Genomic DNA, 18660 nt, shown 5'->3' with positions numbered 1-18660 from the left:
CTAACGCGCGCTTCCGGCATCCCGTCGCGGAGGGGGTGCACAGACGTTTACCCTGAAGGTGAACAACTGTGCACCCCTGGCCCCGCAGTCGATCACCGCAACGGAGAACCATGCCCGCGGACATACCCGCCCCCGCAGCCCCGACGACTCCTGCGGCCCAGGCCCCGCACCCGCGCTTCGCGGTGGGCGTGCTCGCCTTCTGCGGGGTCGTCGTCGCGGTCATGCAGACGATCGTCGTCCCCCTGCTCCCGCACATCCCCGCCCTGACCGGCGCCACCCCGGCCGCCGCGAGCTGGCTGGTGACCGTCACCCTGCTCACCGGCGCGGTCTTCACCCCGGTACTCGGCCGGGTCGGCGACATGTACGGCAAGCGGCGGGTGCTCATCGCCTCGCTCGCCGTCCTGGTGGTGGGCTCCGTGCTGTGCGGGGCCAGCTCCCACATCGGCGTACTGATCACCGGCCGCGCCCTCCAGGGCGCCGCCATCGCCGTCGTACCGCTGGGCATCAGCATCCTGCGCGACGAACTGCCGCCCGAGCGCGTCCTGTCCGCCGTCGCCCTGATGAGCTCCACCCTCGGTATCGGCGCCGCCGTCGGCCTGCCGATCGCCGCGCTCGTCGTGGAGAACTTCGACTGGCACACCATGTTCTGGGTCTCCGGCGCCATCGGCCTCATCGACATCGTGCTCGTACTGGCCTTCGTCCCGGAGTCCCCGCTGCGCACCCGCGGCCGCTTCGACGCGCTCGGCGCCCTCGGTCTGTCCGGCGCGCTGGTCTGCCTGCTGCTCGCGGTGACGCAGGGCGGCGACTGGGGCTGGGCCTCGGCCCGGACGCTCGGCCTGCTCGGAGCGGCCGTGGTGGTGGCGCTGGTCTGGGGGGCGTACGAGCTGCGCGTCACCACGCCCATGGTCGACCTGCGGATCTCCGCGCGCCCGGCCGTCCTGCTCACCAACATCGCCGCTCTCCTGATCGGCTTCGCCTTCTACGCGAACTCGCTGGTCACCGCCCAGATGGTGCAGGAACCGAAGGCCACCGGCTACGGGCTCGGCGCCTCGCTCGTCGTCAGCGGTCTGTGCCTGCTGCCGGGCGGTGTGGCCATGGTGGCGCTGTCGCCCGTGTCCGCCCGGATCTCCGCCAAGCACGGCCCCAAGGTCAGCCTGGCGCTGGCGGCCGGCATCATCGCCGTCGGCTACGGCGTGCGCTACTTCACCAGCCACAGCCTCTGGCTCATCATCGTCGGCGCCACCGTGGTCGCCTCCGGAACGGCCATCGCCTACTCGGCGCTGCCCGCCCTCGTCATGCGCGGAGTCCCGGTCAGTGAGACCGGCGCGGCCAACGGCCTGAACACCCTCATGCGCTCGATCGGGCAGGCCTTCTGCAGTGCCACGGTCGCCGCCGTCCTGGCCAACATCACCTTCCAGGCCGGGGGCAGGACCGCCCCGACCCTCCACGCGTACCAGCTGGTCTTCGTCATCGCGGCGGGCGCGGCGCTCGCCGCGCTGGCCGTCACACTGTTCCTGCCGGGCCACAGGCGGACCGGGGCAGGTACGGTCGGAGAGAGCCGCGAGGCGCCGGGCACCCGGAAGGGCGGTGCGCGGCCGGCGGGAATCCAGGAGGGCGCATGACCGGCGGCCATGCCACCACGGCGGCCCCCGCCGACACCGGCACGGGGCGGGACGCCATCCTCCGTGCCGCGCGGCGGGCCTTCACCCAGCGCCCGTACGCGGAGGTGACGATCCGCCGGATCGCGGCGGACGCCGGGGTCAGCCCCTCCCTCGTGGTCAAGCACTTCGGCCGCAAGGAGGAACTCTTCAACACCGTGGCCGACTTCGGCCCGGCCGCCGCCGAACTCCTCGACGCCCCGCTCGACGCCCTGGGCCGCCACATGGTCGTCACGCTGGTGACCCGCCGCCGCGAGGCCCAGTCGGACCCGCTGCTGCGCGTCGTCTTCTCCCTCGGCAACCAGGACGAACGCTCCCTGCTGCGCGACCGCTTCCACGAACAGGTCACCGACGCGCTGACCGCCCGCCTCCCCGGCACCGACCGCGCCCTGCGCGCCGAGCTCCTGGCCGGCCACCTGCTGGGCCTCGGCGCGACGCTGAGCCTGCACCGCGAGGGCGCGGGCGCGCTGGCGACCCCGGAGCGCATCGCGGACCTCTACGCGCCCGCGCTCCAGCGGCTGATCACGGGCTGACGCCTCCAGGGGCGCTGCCCCCGGGCCCTCGCTCAGCAACCGCCGGAGGTGCTTGAGTTCGCGGGTCGTCGATGTCGACGGCGAGTTCGAACTCCGCGGTCGAGTGGAACGCAGCGACATTCCCTGACACCCGGATCCGGTCGAACGGGTTGGAGTCCGAGAAGAACAGCGCCCAGATCAGCTTACGGTCGGCAGTCAGCCGGGCGATGAATCCGTCCGCGCCCATTGGGCCCTCGCCGGCCCACAGGAGCCCCCTGTCCCCCAGATCCGCGACGGCGCGCCCGTCCACCGAGGACACCCAGGACGGGTCCTCCGCCAGCATCGCGTCGAGGTCGAAGGGCTCGAGCACCGTGAGGCCCGCAGGCGTTCCGGGGGTGATGGCGACATCATAGGAACGCCCGTCGGCGAAGTAGAGCCCGTCCTCGGCGGGAAGCTGGTAGTCCTCCGCCCAGAGCCGTTCGATCGTGGTCATTTCTTCTTGCACTTTCCGTTGCGCACGTGCTTTGGCCTTTCCTTCAGCCCGGTCGGTGGGACCGGCTCACCTAGTTCGTTTCTGTTCCGCGGGTCATTTCTGCGCCTTTTGAATTGCTCCGTCCAGGATCGTCCGCTGGGCGAATCAGGGTAAGGCGCGTTCGGGTCGAGGCGCTCGATGATGACCGGCCGCCCCACTTCGCGTGCCGCGTCGAGGCGTCGGTTGTCGTACGAGACCAGCTGACCGTCCACTTCCATGACCTTCAGCGCGGTGCCCGGGCGTTGCCAGTCCCACACCCCGGAGCGCATCCTCTCCACGTAGTCGTTCGGCGACACCGTACGTTGGGAGAAGTTGATGTCGTCCGGGTTGGCCCATTCCGGGTCGCCGGAGAGCCCCAGGTGGTCGGTCCAGCTGTGGGGGTTGCGGACGTAGGCCGCCGCGTTGGGTGCCGGCGCCAGTCCGAGCGGGTCCGGTGTGGTGTAGCGGGCGGTTTCCGGGTCGTAGTGCCGGAAGTAGTTGTAGTGGAGGCCGGTTTCCTCGTCCGCGTACTGGCCGGGGAAGCGGAGCGGGCAGTCCACCTCGTCTGCCGTGGCGGGCAGGGGGGTGCCCCAGAGGGTGGTGCGGGCCTGCCAGGCGAGCGTGCCGTCCGGCGTGACCAGTTCGACGGGCGTGCCGACCAGGTCCGTGACGATTGCGAAGAAGCGGGTGTCGTACTCCGACTGGGGGGTGGTGTCGGTCTCGGCCGACCGGCGGGTGGACTGGGCCATCGGGCGGTGGGTGCCGGGGGCATAGTCCCAGGTGGTCGTCGTGGCGTCCGGGGTGGACTGCTCGGCCAGGCTGGTGCCGTCCCAGGCGAAGGTGAGGAAGGTTCCGTCGGGACCTGTTTTGGAGACGCGGCGGCCCAGGGGGTCGTAGGCGTACGTCCGTTCCTCGCCGCTGGGGGTGGTGGCCCTGGTGAGGCGGTTCTCCCCGTTCCACGTGTACGTCCAGGTGCGGGTCTGGCCGTTGAGGAGCTTGCGGGTCCTGCGGATCAGCCGGCCGGCGGCGTCGTGTTCGTAGGTGGTGCGGCCCGCCCGGCGGATGAGCGCGCCGTCGTAGCTCCGCTCTCCGGTCGTGGGGTGGTGCGGTGCGTCGGCGTGGGTCTGGTTGCCCGTCCTGTCGTACGCGTATCTCTCGCTCCACCCGTGTGCCTGGACGTCCGTGACCCGGCCTATGGGGTCCAGCGTGAAACGCCGTGTTCCCGTGGTCAGTTCGCGTATCTCGGTGAGGTAGCCGTCCGGGCGGTAGGCGTAGGTGCGCTGCTGGAGGATCCGGTCCGCCTCGCTCCCGTCGTGGACGGCGAGGGTCTGGGTGGTGAGGCGGTTGCCCTTGTCCCAGGCCTGCGTGAGGGTGGTGTGCTCCCCGATGCGGCGTTCCGTCTCACGTCCCGCGGCGTCATAGGCGAAAGCGAGGTCCGCGTCGCCCCGGCGCAGCCCGGTGGGGCGGCCCGCCGGGTCGTAGGACCATTCCGAGCGCACACCGGCGGGGGTGATGCGCGAAGTGCGGCGGCCCATGGCGTCGTATGCGTAGGCACTGGTGCGGCCGTTGACCGACTCCGATATGACCCGGCCGACTGCGTCGTGCTCCCGAGCCACCGCCGTGTCCGCATTAGCCGCGTGGAGCAGGGCACCGTTCGCGGCGTACGCGTAGGACGTCACCTCACCGCTGGACTCGTCGAGCTGGGCGATCATGCGTCCGAGCGCGTCGAGGGTGAAGCGCAGTGTCTGGCCCACCGCGTTCGTCTGGGCCGTGAGGCGGCCTGCCGGGTCGCGTTCGTAGGTGCGGGTTGCACCGTCGAAGTCGGTCTCCGCGACCAGGTGGCCCGCCGCGTCGTAGGTGTAACGCCATTGCCTGCCCTGCGGGTTGGTGACCTCGGTCAGGCGCAGCTCGGTGTCGTAGACGAAGGTGTAGTGCGCCCCGTCGGGGTCGGTCCTCGTGGCGGGCTGGTCGAAGTGCGTGTACGTGTAGGTGGTGGTGTTGCCTGCTTCGTCGGTGTGGAGGACAAGGTTGCCCTCGGTGTCCCACTGCCACTCCTCGCGGGCGCCGTCCGGCCCCTCGCGCCAGGCCGGCATGCCCTCGATCGTCCAGCCGTGATGCGTGGTCTGGCCCAGGGCGTCGGTGACGGCAGTGACCTGGCCGTGCGGGCCGCGGCGCATGCGGAGGGTGGAGCCCATGGGGGTCGTCGTCTCGACCGGGAGGCCCGCGGCGTCCGTAATGAAATAGGTGGTGTGTCCCAGCGGGTCGGTGACGGAGGTGAGGTGGCCCGAGTCGTTGTAGCCGTAGTGGGTGACGGCGCCGCCGGGGTCGGTGGTGGACGTGTGGGAGCCGCGCTCGTCGTACGTGTGGCGCCACACCGCGCCGCCCGGCTCCCGGGTCTCCAGCGGCAGGCCGCGGTCGTCGTAGACGGTCCCGGCCACCGTTCCGTCGGGCCGCTCGACGGTGACCAGCCGGCCTTCGTCGTCGTAGCCGTAGCGCGTGGTGCGGCCCAGTGGGTCGGTGACGGCGACGGGATGCCGGTTGTCCTCGTCCCACTCCGTTAGCGTGGTGTTTCCCAGCGGGTCCGTGTAGGCGACGATCTTGTACGCCTCGTTGCAGACGTACACGGAGGTGTTGCCCTGCGAGTCGGTGTAGCGGGAGGTGCGGGCGTCCGTGTCGTAGTGCATGCGGCCCGACAGGATGCCGTCCGGCCCGACGCCCCGCAGGACACGGCCCTGCCGGTCGTAGACGTAGCCGTACGAGGTGCCGTTGCGGTCCGTCCACGACGTGACTCGGTGCGCCGCGTCGTATCGGTAACGCATTGCCCTGTCGGTCGAGTTGAAGACCTGAGCCAGGTTGCCTGCGGCGTCGTAGGAGTAGGAGACGAGCGTAGTGCTGTGTTCGCGCCGTGCGCCGTGCAGGAGGCGAAGGGCGGTGATCCGCGGTATGCCGGGGTCGGTGTCGACGGCGATGCGGTAGCCGCCGGAGTGCCTGATCTCCTTCGGCGTGCCCTCGGTGTCGTAGACGACGTCGATGCGGTCGCCGTCGCCGGTCCGGTCGGTGATCGCGGTCAGCGCCAGTTCGCGGCCGTTCACGGGCAGTGGGGCGAAGTGGAGCATGCGGTTGCTGTCCGGGACGACGATGCGCATGGTGCCGGCCGGGTCGCCGTCCCAGTACAGCGGCCAACGGGGTCCCGAGGTGGGGAGCGTGGCCTCACCGGGCGTCGGCACTGGGTACGTCAGCAGCATGCCGCCGTCCGTGATGTAGACGATCCCCTTGCCGTCGATTTCCAGCCGCTGGTCGAGCGTCCCCGCCCAGGTGGGCCCGTACCACCCTCCGCACGGGTGTCCCGAGACGTAGTGCCGCTCCAGGATCACCGGCAGGGCGCCAGGCAGCGTGACGTCGGTGGCGGACATGAGCATTTCGCCCGTCGCCACGTCGATCGGCTCGCCGGTCGTGGGGCGCTGCTGGTTGGGCGTGGTGTTCCTGTCCGGGTGGCTGTCCGTCCGCGTGCGGGCGCTGCCGTCCCTGCGCAGGCCCTCCGCCCGGCCGCGCAGCCGCTGCGCGGCGTTCTTGGCGACGGAGGCCCCGCGCCGAGCGGAGCCGGCGCCGCCGGTGGCGAGGGCGAGGAGGATCTCGGGCGTCAGCAGACCGGCAGCCCTGGCCGGGTTCCGTTGCCATTCGTCCCAGTGAACAACGGCCTTGGCGAACTCCTGGGGGTGCTGCACGGCGTACGATGCCCCGTCCACCATGCCCGCCAGGTGCAGACCGAGGCCGTCGGGGCCGTCGTTGACGAGGTCGTCGAACCCCTCGTACCAGCCGCGCATGGTGTCACCCGCGCCGCCGAAGAAGTCTCCGGCCCCCTTCTGAAACTTGTCCCATCCCTTGCGGGGCGGCGGCTTGTCGGGGGCTTCCTCTGCGGCGTTGTCGAGCTTGCGCTTTGCCGCGCCGATGACGGTGTCGAGCTCGCTCTCCAGCTTGTCCAGGCGGCCGTAGCAGTCCTGCAGCGCGGCCAGGCCCGGATCGTCGTCCGGCGGACGCTCCGGCAGCGGGTCTTCCTTGCGTTCCAGAGCGGCGTTGTAGTCCGTGACCCGCTGCCAGTACTTCTTGGAGGTCGCCCGGGCCTCGTCGGCGTCGTCGATGATCGGCCTGACACGAGTGTGGACCGAGCGCAGCGTGTACGCGTAGGAGTCCAGGGCCGTCCCGGAGGCTTCGAAGTATTTCTGTGCCGACTCCAGTTCCTGGGGGAGCTTTCGGGTGGCCTCCTTGAACCCCTCCGAGCCGGCCCCGGTCCAGTCCATCAGGGACAGGTCGTCGAGCTTGTCCAAGCCGTCCTTGAACGCCCCCGCGTAGGCGAGGAGTTTCAGGGCGAGGCCGTCGACGACCTCCGGGTCGCCATAGATGACGTCGTCCGGCTTGGCGTGCGGAGGTATGCGTTCACGTTCGCCGCCGGCCAGCGCGTCGCGGCTCGTCATATCACTGGCCCCTTATTCGATCCGCCGTCCACTTCCCAGCCGCCGTCCACCCGCAGGCGGGGGTGCCGGGGCACATCCTGGTAACTGCCGGAGCCGCCGTCGTCCAGCCACGGCTCCTGGTAGATCTCGGGCGGCGGGTCGAACTTCGGCCGGGACCCCTCCTGCCAGGCCTTCATGCCTTCCTCGCCGAACGGCAGCTTGGCGATGTTGGCCGCGGTCGGCGAGAAGTTCTCGATGCACAGCATGTCGGCCAGCACGTAGGCGGCGAGGACCACCCGGAGGGTCTCCACCACCGTGTCCGTGTCCTCGGCCACCCGCCCCATGCCGAAGCCCCACTTCTCGAGCATGGTCCGGGTCGGGCCGACGATGTCGAAGTCGGCCGACTCCGAGATCTGGGCAGACAACGTATTCCAGTCACGCTTGATCTGGTGCGCGGCGACCACGGACTCCTCCAGGGGAGCCAGCACCTTGCGCACCGAGTCGATCTCGATCCGGTACCCGTCTCCCGGGGCCGGCCCCGGCCCCGTCGGCGTCCTCCCGGCCTCAGGATCCGCCATCGTGTGCCTCCCCCGTCTTCGCCACTTCGAGTGTCTGCGCGTCCAGCACGAGCGGCCGCCGGCCCAGTGGGTCCACCAGCGCGCGGACGCCGGGGGGCAGTAGCTCCACGAGGTCCTCGACGGTGGTGGACGCCCACTTGCAGGGACCGGCGAACAGCCCCAGCGCTTCGACGGAGGTGAAGACCGGCACAACCGACCCCTCCGTGGTCTCACTCACCAGGAAACCGGGGGATTCGGGGCGTTGGAAGTACAGGCGGGCGGAGCGTAAGGCCGCCATTTGCTCGGAGCAGGACATCGACGCGAACATTTCGTTGCGCAGCAGGTCACGCAGCGACATGTTTTCCCCCGGTTTGCCTTCGCTTTCGCCCAGGAAAAGCTATCGCACGTGCGTGTTACGTCTCAGCGCATTTCGGCCGGGGCGTGTGGAACCCCACTGGCGTTCAACCGCTCATGGCTCCGCCGCCGTGTCGCCCCAACGCGCCGCTCACCCCAACGCGTTGCGCCAGACCGTGATGTCGATCGTGATGTAGTTGCTGGGCGAGTCCTCGGGGGACTGGCCCTGGAACGTCATGAGCCCCATGTGGCCGGTGCCCGTGGTGACGCAGACCTGGCGGCCCTTGGAGAGCTGGTCCACGTTGATGTGGTTCGCGAACCGGGTCTCCGCGCGGCAGATGTCCAGCGAACCGTGCTGGCCGGTGTCGAGCAGGATGAGCTTGCCGCCCTCGGTCTCCGAGTCGATGTACCCGTCGTCGTCGTAGGAGAGTTCGTACCCGTCGTTCTCGCCCTCCTGCGGGCGCACCTCGTCGTCCCCGAGCGTCAGGTGGTAGCCGGCGGTGAGGTTGATGCCGGGGAAGTCGTCGGGCGTCGGGTCGGCCGTCGGGGTGGGGTCGACGTCGGCCTCCTCCGGGCTGCCGCCGTCCGCCGCCTCGTCGGAGGTGTCCTCCGGGGTCGGCGTGGGAGTCGTCTCTCCGGCCGGCGGGGTGGCCTTGTCCTTGGCGGACGAGGTGCCCCGGTCGTCCTTGCCGTCGTCCTTGAGCATGAAGTACGCCGTTCCGCCGCCCGCGAGACCGAAGATCAGGGCGGCGGCGATGGCGAGGGCGACGATCCGGCCGCGCCGGCGCTTGGTGGGCGCGGGTGCCTGCGGGGTCGGCTGCGTCGGGTGCCCGGAAGCCGGCTGCGGGTAGCCGTACGTCTGCTGCGGATAGCCGTACGCCGCGGGCTGGACGGGCTGGGCACCGTACGGGCCCGGCTGCACCGGCTGCGGGCCCTGGCCCGGCGGCGGGGTGACCGGCGGGCCGTACCCCGGGGGCGGGGTGCTCGCCGCGGGCGCCGGCGGCTGCTGGACGGTCGCCGGTTCCGGTTCCGGGGCCGGGGGCGTGGCGGGCGTGGCCGTCTCCGCGGGGGGCGTAGCCGGCGCGGCGGACGGGGGCGGCGGGGTCTGGACGGGGGCGGGGGCCGCCGCACGGACGGTGATGTCGGCGGCGACCGGTGTCGGCAGCCAGTCCTCGGGGCGGCGGAGCACCGTCTCCGCGTTCGCCGTCTGGCACAGCTGGATCACCTCGGCGACCGAGGGCCGGTCCTCCGGGTCCTTGGACAGGCAGCGCCCGACCAGTTCCATCAGCCGCTCCGGGACGCCGGTGAGGTCCGGGTCCTCGTGCACGATCCGGTAGAGCACCCCGTGCGAGGTCCCCTCGCCGAAGGCCGGCGATCCCGTGGACGCGAAGGCGGCGACCTGGCCGAGCGCGAAGATGTCCGTCGCCGGGGTGACCCGGCGTCCGGCGGCCTGCTCCGGGGCCATGAACGACGGGGTGCCGATCGTGACACCGCTGCCGGTGAGGGACGTCGCGTCGGCCGCGTAGGCGATGCCGAAGTCGATGACGCGGGGCCCGTCCGCCGCGAGCAGCACGTTGGACGGCTTGAGGTCGCGGTGCACGATGCCGGCCCCGTGGATGACGTGCAGCGCCTCCGCCATACCGGCGATCAGCAGCAGCACCGCCTCGACCGGCAGCGCCCCGTGCGCCACGACCGCGTCGGCGAGCGAGGGCCCCGGCACGTACGCGGTGGCCAGCCACGGCTGCGCGCCCTTGGTGTCGGCGTCGATGACGGGCGCGGTGAACAGCCCCTGCACGCGCTGCGCGGACTGCACCTCCTGTGCGAACCGCCTGCGGAATTCGGGGTCCTCACCGAATTCGGGCCGGATCACCTTGATGGCGACGGGCCGTCCGCCGGGCGTGTACGACAGGTAGACCTTGCCCATGCCGCCCGCGCCGAGCTTGGCGGCCAGCCGGTATCCGGCGATGGTGGTCGGGTCGTCGCCCGCGAGGGGCTGGAAGACCTGCGAGGCGCCGGCTCTGCGTGGCTGCTGACCGCTCATGAACTCGTAACTCCCCCGGAGAGCTCTGCTGTAGACACGGCACTTTATCCAAATCCCGGGGGCTTCGGACCTTCCGGAGCACGAAGGTTGGGACGGACGGGGAAAACGTGAACGGCGCCCCCGTGGCCTGTTCCGGCGCCCGCGGCCGCCGCCGCCGGGCGGTGTCGGAGGGCCGCACTAGGACCTGTCTTCAAACTGCCGTCTGCCGGGCGACGCCATGCACGCACTCTCGCCGCACCGGCCCCAGACCCCGGTACGTCCAGTACAGGGGCCTGGGGCCGGCACACCGAGAGCACACACCTGACGCCGCCCGGCCGCCCTTCGGGCGACGACGGCAGTTTGAAGACAGGCCCTAGGCTGTCGATCATGTCGGACGACCTCCCTCTCATACAGAGCCTGCGCACCGCGGTCGCCGCCGCGCCCGCCGACGTGCCCCTGCGACTGCACCTGGCCCAGCTCCTGTTGGAGGCGGACCGCGCCGACGAGGCCGTTGCCGAGGCGGCCGTGGCCCTTCAGCACGCGCCCGGGGACGCCCGGGCCAGGGACCTGATGCTCAGAGCGATGGGCGCGCCGCCCGCACCCGTACCCGCGCCTCCGTCCGCGTCCGCACCCGCACCCGCACCCGCACCCGCGTCCACGCCCACGCCCGCGTCCCCGGACGAACGGCCGCGTCCGCGCGCCGGGTTCGACTGGAGGGCCGCCGAGGACCAGGTCGGGGACGTCGTTCCGCCGCGGTTCGCCGGGACACCGGTCCGCGCGGACGGGCAGGACGAACCGGGCGACGCCGAGGCGTGGGACGTGGAGCGGCCCGGCGCCGTGCGGCTGGCCGACGTCGGCGGCATGCAGGACGTCAAGGACCGCATGGAAGCCGCCTTCCTCGCCCCGCTCCGCAACCCCGAACTGCGCAAGCTGTACGGGAAGAGCCTGCGCGGCGGGCTGCTGCTGTACGGCCCGCCCGGCTGCGGCAAGACGTTCCTCGCGCGGGCGGTGGCCGGCGAACTCGGCGCCGCGTTCCTGTCCGTCTCCGTGAACGACGTGCTCGACATGTGGATCGGCAACTCCGAGCGCAACATGCACGAGATCTTCGAGACCGCCCGCCGCAAGGCCCCCTGCGTGCTCTTCCTGGACGAGCTGGACGCCCTCGGCGCCAAGCGCAGCCGCACCGCGCACAGCGGCATGCGCAACGTCGTCAACCAGCTGCTCAGCGAGCTGGACGGCATCGAATCCGCGGCCAACGAGGGCGTCTTCGTGCTCGCCGCCACCAACGTGCCCTGGGACGTGGACAATGCCCTGCGCCGCCCCGGCCGGCTGGACCGGACCATCCTCGTCCTCCCGCCCGACGGGCCCGCCCGGGAGGCGATCCTCCGCTACCACCTGCGCGACCGCCCCATCGAGAACGTCGACGTGGGCAAGCTGGTCAAGGCCACCGACGGCCTGTCCGGCGCGGACCTGGCCCATGTCTGCGAGGCGGCGGCCGAGCGGGCCCTGCTGGACTCGGTGCGGACCGGAACCGTACGGATGATCGGCACGAAGGACCTGCTGGCCGCCGCGAAGGAGACCGTGCCGTCCGCCGAGCCGTGGTTCGCCTCCGCGCGCAACGTGGCGATGTTCGCCAACGAGGGCGGCATGTACGACGACCTGGTGACGTACCTGAAGAAGAGGCGCAAGCTGTGACCGGCTCCCCGCATCCCGCCGTGGAGCGGGCCGATCTGCTCATCGACCTCAAGCGGTACGAGGAGGCCAGGGAACTGCTGGCCCGGCGGCTCGCGGAGGACCCCGAGGACATCCGGGCCTGGACCGAACTCGCCCGGAGCCATCTCGGGGACCAGCAGAACGGCGCGAAGGCCCTGGAGGCGACCGAGCGGGCCCTCGCCCTGAACCCCGAACACGTCGGGGCGCTCCTCGTGCACGCCAACGCCCTGCGCGTGGGGGGCCGCTTCCCGGAGTCCGAGGGCGTGCTGCGCGAGGCGATACGCCTGGCCCCCGACCACTGGTTCGGCTACGCCCGGCTCGCCGACTGGCTCTGGCGCATCCGGATGATCAGCTCGGGTCAGGCCAACGGCGGCCAGGTCCGGCGCGAGGACATGACGGCCGGGCTGCGGGAGGCCGACCTGATCGCCCAGGAGGCCATCCGGCTGGCCCCCGAGGAGGTGTACGTCTACGAGGTGGCGTGGCTCATCGCCGACATGTCCGGCGACCGCGCCGCCGCCGACCGGATGGACGAGGCGATCCTCCGGCTCGACCCGCAGCACGAACGCGCCCTGGCCCGGCGGACGCGGAAGGCGGCGACCGCCCCCGGCGTCAAGGCGACCGAGGCCGCCACCCTGTACGCCGACGCGCTGGCCTCCGCCCCGGGTTCCACACCGATGCGGCAGGGCCTGGACGCGGCCTCGTACCGTCTGCTGCGCGGCCTGCGCTGGCCGGCCCTGCTCTGCCTGGCGTTCGCCGCCGCGGGCATCGACCTGTTCCGGACGGACGGCGAGACGCAGCGGGAACTGCCCCTGGTCCTCGGCCAGCGGCTGTGGGACCTCGTCCTCATGGCGGTCATCTGGGCCCTGTGCGCCCTGCTGCGCTACCGCCGGCTGCGGGCCGGGATCCGGGTCAACCTGCCCTCGCTCATCCGGCGGCTGGCGTGGGCCCGCATCGTCCTGGGGCAGGCGGCGTGGGCCCTGCTCTGCGCGCTGCTGATCACCCAGGTCCCCTGGACGGAGCGCACGGTTCCGCTGGTGCTCTTCTGGGCGGGGCTGGTGCCGTCGGTGGCGACGATGTGGTTCGACCGGCCGAAGAAGGGCTGACCCCGGCCGGGCCCTGGAAGGCCGGATTCCCGTTGCGTGCGCGGAAAGGCCTGTCCGACCATGGCGGCCGACGGCCCCGACGGGCGGCGGCCGCCACCGGACGAAAGGCCGTACGTGCGCAAGCTCGTGTACTTCATCGCCTCCACCCTCGACGGCTTCATCGCCGGACCGGACGGGGACGACCCCAGCGGACCGGACGGCTTCTGGCCGATTCCGGAGGACTACCTCACGCATCTGATCGCCACCTACCCGGAGACCCTGCCGGGTCCGGCGCGGGCCGCGCTCGGTGTGACGGCGGAGGGCACGCACTTCGACACGGTGCTGGAGGGCCGCAGGTCGTACCAGGTCGGCCTCGACGCCGGAGTCACGGACGCCTACCCGCATCTGCGGCACCTCGTGTTCTCCCGCACCCTGGGCGAGAGCCCCGACCCGGCGGTGGAGATCGTCGCGAGCGACCCGGTCGCGAAGGTGCGGGAGCTGAAGCAGGAGGACGGCAAGGACCTCTGGCTGGTCGGCGGCGGTGAACTGGCCGGTGCGCTCCACCCGGAGATCGACCGGCTGATCGTGAAGCTGAGCCCGATGACGCTCGGCGCGGGCATCCCGCTGTTCGGGCGGCGGGCGGCCTTCGACCCGACGGCCTGGTCGCTCACGGACCACACGGTCCTGGAGAGCGGGGCGGCGTACCTGACGTACGAGTGCGCCACCACGAAGGTGGCCGTCACCGACTGAGGTCCGGGCGCCGGCCGGCGGGGCCGGGAGGCTCCCACCGGCCGGCACCGTGTCAGGCGACCGTGCAGGCGGCGCCGTTGAGAGTGAACGCGGCCGGTGCGGTGTTCGTGCCGTTCTGGCTGCCGGTGAACCCGACGGTCACCGAGCCGTTCGCGGCGATGGCGGAGGTGTACGAGGCCGGGACGACGGTCACCGAACCGCCGCTCTGGGCCGGCGTTCCGCCCCACATGTTGGTGACGGTCTGGCCGTCGGCGAAGGCGAAGCCGAGCGTCCAGCCGTCGATGGCCGTGGTGCCGGTGTTGCTGATGGTGATCTCGCCCTGGAAGCCGCCCTGCCACTCGCCGACGACGTCGTAGCCGACCGCGCAGCCGCCGGCCGGGGCGGTGGAGCCCTCGTCCGTGGTGACGCTCACGGCGGCCGAGCGCGCCGAGCGGTTGCCGGCGGCGTCCCGTGCGTAGACGGCGAAGGAGTACGCGGTGCCGGCGGTGAGGCCCGGGACGGTGACGGTGGTGCCGGCGGATGAGGCGACGGTGGTCTCCGTGGCACCGTTCACGCGGACGACGTCGTACCCGGCGACGGCAACGTTGTCCGAGGACGCGGCCCAGGTCAGGGACACGGAGGTGTCCGTCACCGCGGAGGCCGTCGGGGTGCCGGGCGCGGTCGGGGCCTCGGTGTCGTCGGACGCGCCGCCGAAGACGGTGGCCTCGTGGGAGGTCTGGGCGATGCCGTCGGCGCCGTGGAAGACGCGCTCGCCCCAGGAGCTGAGCCGCGCCGGGTCGAAGTCGATGGCCAGGTCGAGGACGGGGTCGGTGTTGCCGCTCCAGGACCAGGCGATCCAGCCGAGCCCGAGCTGCTCGGCGTCGGCCATCATCGTGTCCTCGTCCGGGTCGCCGTACTGGTCGGCGGGCCCGCCGAACTCGCCGATGACGAGGGGCAGTCCGGCGTCCACGAAGGTGTTCAGGTAGTCGGTGACCTTCTGGGCGGTGTCGTAGACGCTGTACATGTGGATCGAGAAGAGGAGGTTGCCGGTGGAGTCGGCGTCGTAGAGCGCCTGGGCGTTGTCCCGCATGACGCCCTCCCAGTCCTGGCCCCAGTTGGGCGCGTCGATCATGATCGTGTGCGCGAACCCGGCGGCGCGCAGCTTCTGGATCGCGGCGGTGGTGGGGGCGGTCCAGCCGGCCGGGTCGGTGTTGCCCCAGGGCTCGTTGCCGATGTCGATGACGACGTAGTCCTCCTGGCCGTCGAGGACGTCCTTGAGGCTGATCCAGTAGTCGGCCGCGTGATCCAGCGTGCCGGCGGCGGAGTCCTCCCCGTACCCGGTGGTGTCGTGCACCTCCAGTACGCAGATGAGCCGGTTGGCCTTGCACTGGTCGATGACGGCGGCGACGTCCTCGGGGCTGTTCCTGCTCCAGCGGTAGCCGTCGGACAGCACAACGCGGACGGTGTTGGCGCCGGTCGCCTTGATGTCGGCCAGCGACTGGGTCTCGCCCGGATACCAGGCGTGGGCGTGGTTGACGCCGCGCATGATGAAGTCGTTGCCGTTGCCCTCGACCAGCCGGCCGTCGCTGATGTGGAGACCGGTGCCGGCCGCGGACGCGGCCTGCGCCGGGGCGAGGCCGCCGAGGGCCAGGAACCCGAGGAGGGTGGACAGGACGGTGAGGATGACGGTGGTGGTGCTCTTCGCTGTGCGTCTCGCTGTTCTCACTGCGGCTCCAGAAGGGGGAGGGAGAAGGGCGGATCAGCGGAGTGGGAGCGCTCCCACACCGGTGCGCTCCCATGAAGCCATTCAGTCAGGGGCACGTCAAGAGATCGGACGACTCGGGTTGGCGGGGGTTATCGTCAACCCGGCTCCGTCGCTGTCTCCGGTCCCGCCCCCGGTGTGGTGTCGGATTCGGCGGCGGCCGTTCGTCGTCCTCATGAAACGTTCGGAACGCCCGCAAGGAGAACGGTCATGAAGTACGTGTTGTTCATCGCCACCGACCCCGCCGGGGAGCCTGCCGACGAGAGCCCCGAGGCGTGGGTCGAGAAGTGGAACGGCCGCGGTGTCCGCGTGGAGGGGATGCCGCTCAAGCCGGTCGCCGAGACCAGGACGGTCCGCGCCCGCGGGGACCAAGTGCTGGTCACCGACGGCCCGTTCGCCGAGACCACTGAGTGGATCGCCGGGTACGACCTCGTGGAGGCCGCGGACCTGGACGAGGCGATCGAGGTCGCCGCCTCGCACCCGATGGCGACCGCCGGACGCATCGAGATCCGCCCCGTCGAACCGGTCGACCTCGGCCCCGGCACCGGCAACGTCCCGCACGAGGGCGACGCGCCGGCCTCCCGCTTCCTCGGCATCCTGCGCACGGACCCGGGCGCGCCCCCCTTCACCCCCGACCCCGCCGCGGTCGCCGCCTGGGTCCGCGACGGCCTCGCCTCCGGCCGCTACCTCGGCGGCGAGCACCTGAGCCCCGTCCGGGACGCCACGCTCGTGCGCCGACGCGGCGGGGAACTGCTGATCACCGACGGCGCCTACACGGACGTACCGGAGTGGGTGTCCGGCATCGTCTTCGTCGACGGGACCTGGCAGGAAGCGGTCGACTACCTCGCGCGGTGCCCGATGACCCGGTCCGGGGCCGCCGAACTGCGGGAGTTCTGGCGGGACTTCTCGTGAGCCGGGGCAGGCTTCGAGCGAGTCCGGACGGACCTTCCGCGCGTCCCGGGCCGGCCCAGGTGCGGGCGGTGCTCGCCGGGGCGTACCGGGAGGAGTGGGGTGTCGTCTTCGGCACGCTGGTGCGCCTGACCGGTGACTGGGAGCTTGCCGAGGACTGCGCGCAGGACGCGTTCGCCCGCGCGCTGCCGGCCTGGGAGCGTGACGGGGTGCCGGACAGGCCGGGGGCGTGGCTGGTGACCGCCGCCCGGCGCCGGGCCGTCGACGTACTGCGCCGCCGGACGGCCGAGCGCGGCAAGCTGGCGGAGATCGCGGAGATGACGCGGACCGGGACGAGCGCCGATGTCGCGGAGAGCGCCGAGGCCGCCGCGCTGGAAGCCGTCCACGAACCGCGCGCCGCCGAGGACGAGCGGCTGCGGCTGATCTTCACCTGCTGCCACCCGGCGCTCCCGCTCGCGTCCCGGGTGGCCCTCACCCTGCGGACGGTCGGCGGCCTCACGACGCGCGAGATCGCCCGCGCGTTCCTGGCGGGCGAGGACACCGTCTCGCAGCGCGTCCTGCGGGCCAAGCGCAAGATCGCGGCGGCCGGAATCCCGTACCGGGTCCCGCCGCCGGGGGCGCGCGCCGAACGGCTGGCCGGCGTCCTCGCCGTCATCTACCTGATCTTCACCGAGGGTTACGCCCCCAGCGACGGCAGCACCACCCGCGACCGGCTCGCCGACGAGGCCGTCCGGCTCGCCCGTCTCGTCGCTGCCGAGGCGCCGGACGAACCGGAGGCGCGCGGTCTGCTCGCCCTGCTCCTGATCCAGCACTCCCGGCGCGCCGCCCGGCTCGCCGCGGACGGCCACCTGGTCACGCTGGAACACCAGGACCGCACGCGCTGGGACCACGCCCTCATCACCGAGGGCGTCACCCTCGCCCGCGAGGCCGAGGCGGCGGGCGGCCCCTACGCGCTCCAGGCCGCCATCGCCGCCCGGCACGCCCTCTCCCCGACTGCCGCCGCGACCGACTGGGCGGCGATCGTGGCCCTGTACGACCGCCTCCTCGCCCTGCGTACGAACCCGGTCGTCGCCCTCAACCGCGCGGTCGCCCTCGGCATGCGCGACGGCCCGCGGGCCCAGCTCGACGCCGTGGACGCGCTGGGTACGCCGAAAGAGCTGGCCGGCCACCACGCCCTGCCCGCCGTCCGCGCGGACGCGCTGCGCCGCCTCGGCCGTACGCGGGAGGCCGCGCGGATGTACGAGGCGGCGAGGGCCGCCGCCCCGAACGAGGCGGTCGCGCGGGAGTACGCGCGGTGGCTCGACGGGGGCACCGAAAGCAGCACAGGCAAGAGCGCCAGCTGAAGCGTCAACCGAAGGGAAACGTACCGCCGTGGCCGATGCCCAGCACGAAGAAGTCCTCGCCCGGATCGCCGAGGGGCTCCTCTACACCGAGACCGAGGCGGCCTTCCTGGCGCCCCGCCGCCGCCAGGACGAGATCTTCGCCTACAACCACACGCCGCCGGGCGAAGCGGAGCGACGCCGGGAGCTGCTGGTCGAGATCCTCGCCTCCGTCGGTGAACGCACCGTGCTGCTGCCCCCGTTCCACGCGGCGTTCGGCAGCAACGTCCACATCGGCGACGACTTCTTCGGCAACGTGAACCTGACGTTCGTGGACGACGTCGGCATCCGCATCGGCGACGACGTCATGATCGCCCCCGGCGTGACCCTGACCACGACGGGACACCCGGTCCATCCCGCGCGCCGCGCCGACTTCGGCCGGTTCTCCGAACCGATCGTGATCGAGGACAAGGTGTGGATCGGCAGCAACGCGGTGGTCCTGCCCGGCGTCCGTATCGGATACGGCTCGGTCATCGGCGCCGGCAGCGTCGTCAGCCGCAGCATCCCTCCGATGAGTGTCGCCCTCGGAACACCGTGCCGGGTGGTCCGCCCCATCACGGAGGAGGACCTCGCGGAACGTACGGCGTAGGCGTGGCGGACAGGCCCTAACGGGCGCCGTGGTGGAGGACGCCCAGGATCAGGGCGGCCACCGCCGTGGCGAGGAAGACGATCCCGCCGACGATGTCGCGGGAGCCCACCCGCAGATGGGCGATGATCGCGCCGATGAAGTAGAGGATGAGCCCGGACGCGGCCAGGGTCCCGAGGAGCGGTACGGCGAGCCCGGCCAGCAGACCCACCGTGCCGGCGGCCAGCAACAGGCCGAGGACCGGCACGTACGTGCGCGGGATGCCCTTCATGTCCGCCTGGGACTTGGGGTATTCGTGACCGATCAGGTAGGTCACGGCCGCCGCGCCGTTGAAGAAGATGCCGAGGATGGTGACCGTGAGGTACGCGGTGCGCATGATGTCTCTCCGCTTCCGAGGGGTAGGTGCCGCCGGCCGCCCCGAGGCGGGACGTCGCTCT

15 protein-coding genes are annotated in these 18660 nt (G+C 71.9%); 8 read left to right on the top strand and 7 right to left on the bottom strand.

Annotation, left to right across the window (positions count from 1 at the left end; translation table 11 throughout):
• Positions 1–110 precede the first annotated feature (110 nt).
• Together P8A18_RS11505 and P8A18_RS11500 are read left to right on the top strand one after the other, a co-directional pair.
• Entirely contained in the window at positions 111–1622 is a 1512-nt protein-coding gene (locus P8A18_RS11505; protein WP_306053894.1) for an MFS transporter, read from the top strand.
• Positions 1619–2191, top strand: a complete 573-nt coding sequence (locus tag P8A18_RS11500; RefSeq protein ID WP_018555865.1) for a TetR/AcrR family transcriptional regulator — start codon at positions 1619–1621, stop codon at positions 2189–2191. The genes P8A18_RS11505 and P8A18_RS11500 overlap by 4 nt, the downstream gene beginning before the upstream one ends.
• Here P8A18_RS11500 and P8A18_RS11495 read toward each other — a convergent pair.
• From P8A18_RS11495 to P8A18_RS11475, 5 genes are all read right to left on the bottom strand, one after another.
• Positions 2181–2663 carry a hypothetical protein gene (locus tag P8A18_RS11495; protein WP_306053893.1) on the bottom strand — a complete coding sequence of 161 codons (483 nt, stop codon included), beginning with the start codon at positions 2661–2663 and terminating at the stop codon, positions 2181–2183. The two genes, P8A18_RS11500 and P8A18_RS11495, sit on opposite strands and share 11 nt — an antisense overlap.
• Positions 2660–7153: a putative T7SS-secreted protein gene (locus tag P8A18_RS11490; protein ID WP_306053892.1), complete on the bottom strand. Its 4494-nt coding sequence runs from the start codon at positions 7151–7153 to the stop codon at positions 2660–2662. The genes P8A18_RS11495 and P8A18_RS11490 overlap by 4 nt, the downstream gene beginning before the upstream one ends.
• The gene (locus P8A18_RS11485) at positions 7150–7710 is read right to left on the bottom strand and encodes a hypothetical protein (protein ID WP_306053890.1); all 561 of its coding nucleotides are present in this window, start codon (positions 7708–7710) and stop codon (positions 7150–7152) included. The genes P8A18_RS11490 and P8A18_RS11485 overlap by 4 nt, the downstream gene beginning before the upstream one ends.
• Complete coding sequence (locus tag P8A18_RS11480) at positions 7697–8047, bottom strand: SseB family protein (protein WP_306053888.1); 351 nt, start codon at positions 8045–8047, stop codon at positions 7697–7699. The genes P8A18_RS11485 and P8A18_RS11480 overlap by 14 nt, the downstream gene beginning before the upstream one ends.
• A 147-nt stretch (positions 8048–8194) precedes the next feature.
• Positions 8195–10084, bottom strand: a complete 1890-nt coding sequence (locus P8A18_RS11475) for a serine/threonine-protein kinase (RefSeq protein WP_306053886.1) — start codon at positions 10082–10084, stop codon at positions 8195–8197.
• Positions 10085–10450: 366 nt separating this feature from the next.
• On the opposite strand from P8A18_RS11475, the gene P8A18_RS11470 reads away from it, so the two are divergent.
• The 3 genes from P8A18_RS11470 to P8A18_RS11460 all read left to right on the top strand — a co-directional run bounded on the left by P8A18_RS11470 (position 10451) and on the right by P8A18_RS11460 (position 13608).
• On the top strand, positions 10451–11758 hold the full coding sequence (locus tag P8A18_RS11470) for an ATP-binding protein (protein WP_306053884.1): 1308 nt from the start codon (positions 10451–10453) through the stop codon (positions 11756–11758).
• Entirely contained in the window at positions 11755–12879 is a 1125-nt protein-coding gene (locus P8A18_RS11465; RefSeq protein ID WP_306053882.1) for a tetratricopeptide repeat protein, read from the top strand. The genes P8A18_RS11470 and P8A18_RS11465 overlap by 4 nt, the downstream gene beginning before the upstream one ends.
• Before the next feature lie 114 nt (positions 12880–12993).
• The gene (locus P8A18_RS11460) at positions 12994–13608 is read left to right on the top strand and encodes a dihydrofolate reductase family protein (RefSeq protein ID WP_306053880.1); all 615 of its coding nucleotides are present in this window, start codon (positions 12994–12996) and stop codon (positions 13606–13608) included.
• Positions 13609–13660: 52 nt separating this feature from the next.
• Here the strand turns inward: P8A18_RS11460 and P8A18_RS11455 are convergent, their stop codons facing one another.
• Positions 13661–15313, bottom strand: coding sequence for a cellulase family glycosylhydrolase (locus tag P8A18_RS11455; RefSeq protein ID WP_306053878.1), 1653 nt, complete (start codon positions 15311–15313; stop codon positions 13661–13663).
• Positions 15314–15559: 246 nt separating this feature from the next.
• Here P8A18_RS11455 and P8A18_RS11450 point away from each other — a divergent pair, with 246 nt between their 5' ends.
• From P8A18_RS11450 to P8A18_RS11440, 3 genes are read left to right on the top strand one after another with little or no spacing between them, the layout of a single operon-like run.
• Positions 15560–16261 carry a YciI family protein gene (locus tag P8A18_RS11450; protein ID WP_306053876.1) on the top strand — a complete coding sequence of 234 codons (702 nt, stop codon included), beginning with the start codon at positions 15560–15562 and terminating at the stop codon, positions 16259–16261.
• A 59-nt stretch (positions 16262–16320) separates the two neighbouring features.
• The gene (locus tag P8A18_RS11445) at positions 16321–17601 is read left to right on the top strand and encodes an RNA polymerase sigma factor (RefSeq protein ID WP_306053874.1); all 1281 of its coding nucleotides are present in this window, start codon (positions 16321–16323) and stop codon (positions 17599–17601) included.
• Between the two features lie 28 nt (positions 17602–17629).
• Entirely contained in the window at positions 17630–18226 is a 597-nt protein-coding gene (locus P8A18_RS11440; protein WP_306053872.1) for a sugar O-acetyltransferase, read from the top strand.
• A gap of 16 nt (positions 18227–18242) precedes the next feature.
• Here P8A18_RS11440 and P8A18_RS11435 read toward each other — a convergent pair whose 3' ends face one another.
• Positions 18243–18599, bottom strand: coding sequence for a DoxX family protein (locus P8A18_RS11435; protein ID WP_306053870.1), 357 nt, complete (start codon positions 18597–18599; stop codon positions 18243–18245).
• Positions 18600–18660 lie beyond the last annotated feature (61 nt).

Origin of the sequence: Streptomyces sp. Mut1 (assembly GCF_030719295.1) — a bacterium.
Classification (GTDB): Bacteria; Actinomycetota; Actinomycetes; order Streptomycetales; family Streptomycetaceae; genus Streptomyces; species Streptomyces castrisilvae.
The sequence above is the reverse complement of the archived record's forward strand: the minus strand, read 5'-3'. Positions and strand labels throughout refer to the sequence as shown.

Coding starts and splice junctions, on each gene's coding strand:
- P8A18_RS11500 (WP_018555865.1), top strand. CDS start 1,619: ATGACCGGCGGCCATGCCACCACGGCGGCCCCCGCCGACACCGGCACG.
- P8A18_RS11485 (WP_306053890.1), bottom strand. CDS start 7,710: ATGGCGGATCCTGAGGCCGGGAGGACGCCGACGGGGCCGGGGCCGGCC.
- P8A18_RS11505 (WP_306053894.1), top strand. CDS start 111: ATGCCCGCGGACATACCCGCCCCCGCAGCCCCGACGACTCCTGCGGCC.
- P8A18_RS11450 (WP_306053876.1), top strand. CDS start 15,560: ATGAAGTACGTGTTGTTCATCGCCACCGACCCCGCCGGGGAGCCTGCC.
- P8A18_RS11475 (WP_306053886.1), bottom strand. CDS start 10,084: ATGAGCGGTCAGCAGCCACGCAGAGCCGGCGCCTCGCAGGTCTTCCAG.
- P8A18_RS11480 (WP_306053888.1), bottom strand. CDS start 8,047: ATGTCGCTGCGTGACCTGCTGCGCAACGAAATGTTCGCGTCGATGTCC.
- P8A18_RS11435 (WP_306053870.1), bottom strand. CDS start 18,599: ATGCGCACCGCGTACCTCACGGTCACCATCCTCGGCATCTTCTTCAAC.
- P8A18_RS11495 (WP_306053893.1), bottom strand. CDS start 2,663: ATGACCACGATCGAACGGCTCTGGGCGGAGGACTACCAGCTTCCCGCC.
- P8A18_RS11490 (WP_306053892.1), bottom strand. CDS start 7,153: ATGACGAGCCGCGACGCGCTGGCCGGCGGCGAACGTGAACGCATACCT.
- P8A18_RS11470 (WP_306053884.1), top strand. CDS start 10,451: ATGTCGGACGACCTCCCTCTCATACAGAGCCTGCGCACCGCGGTCGCC.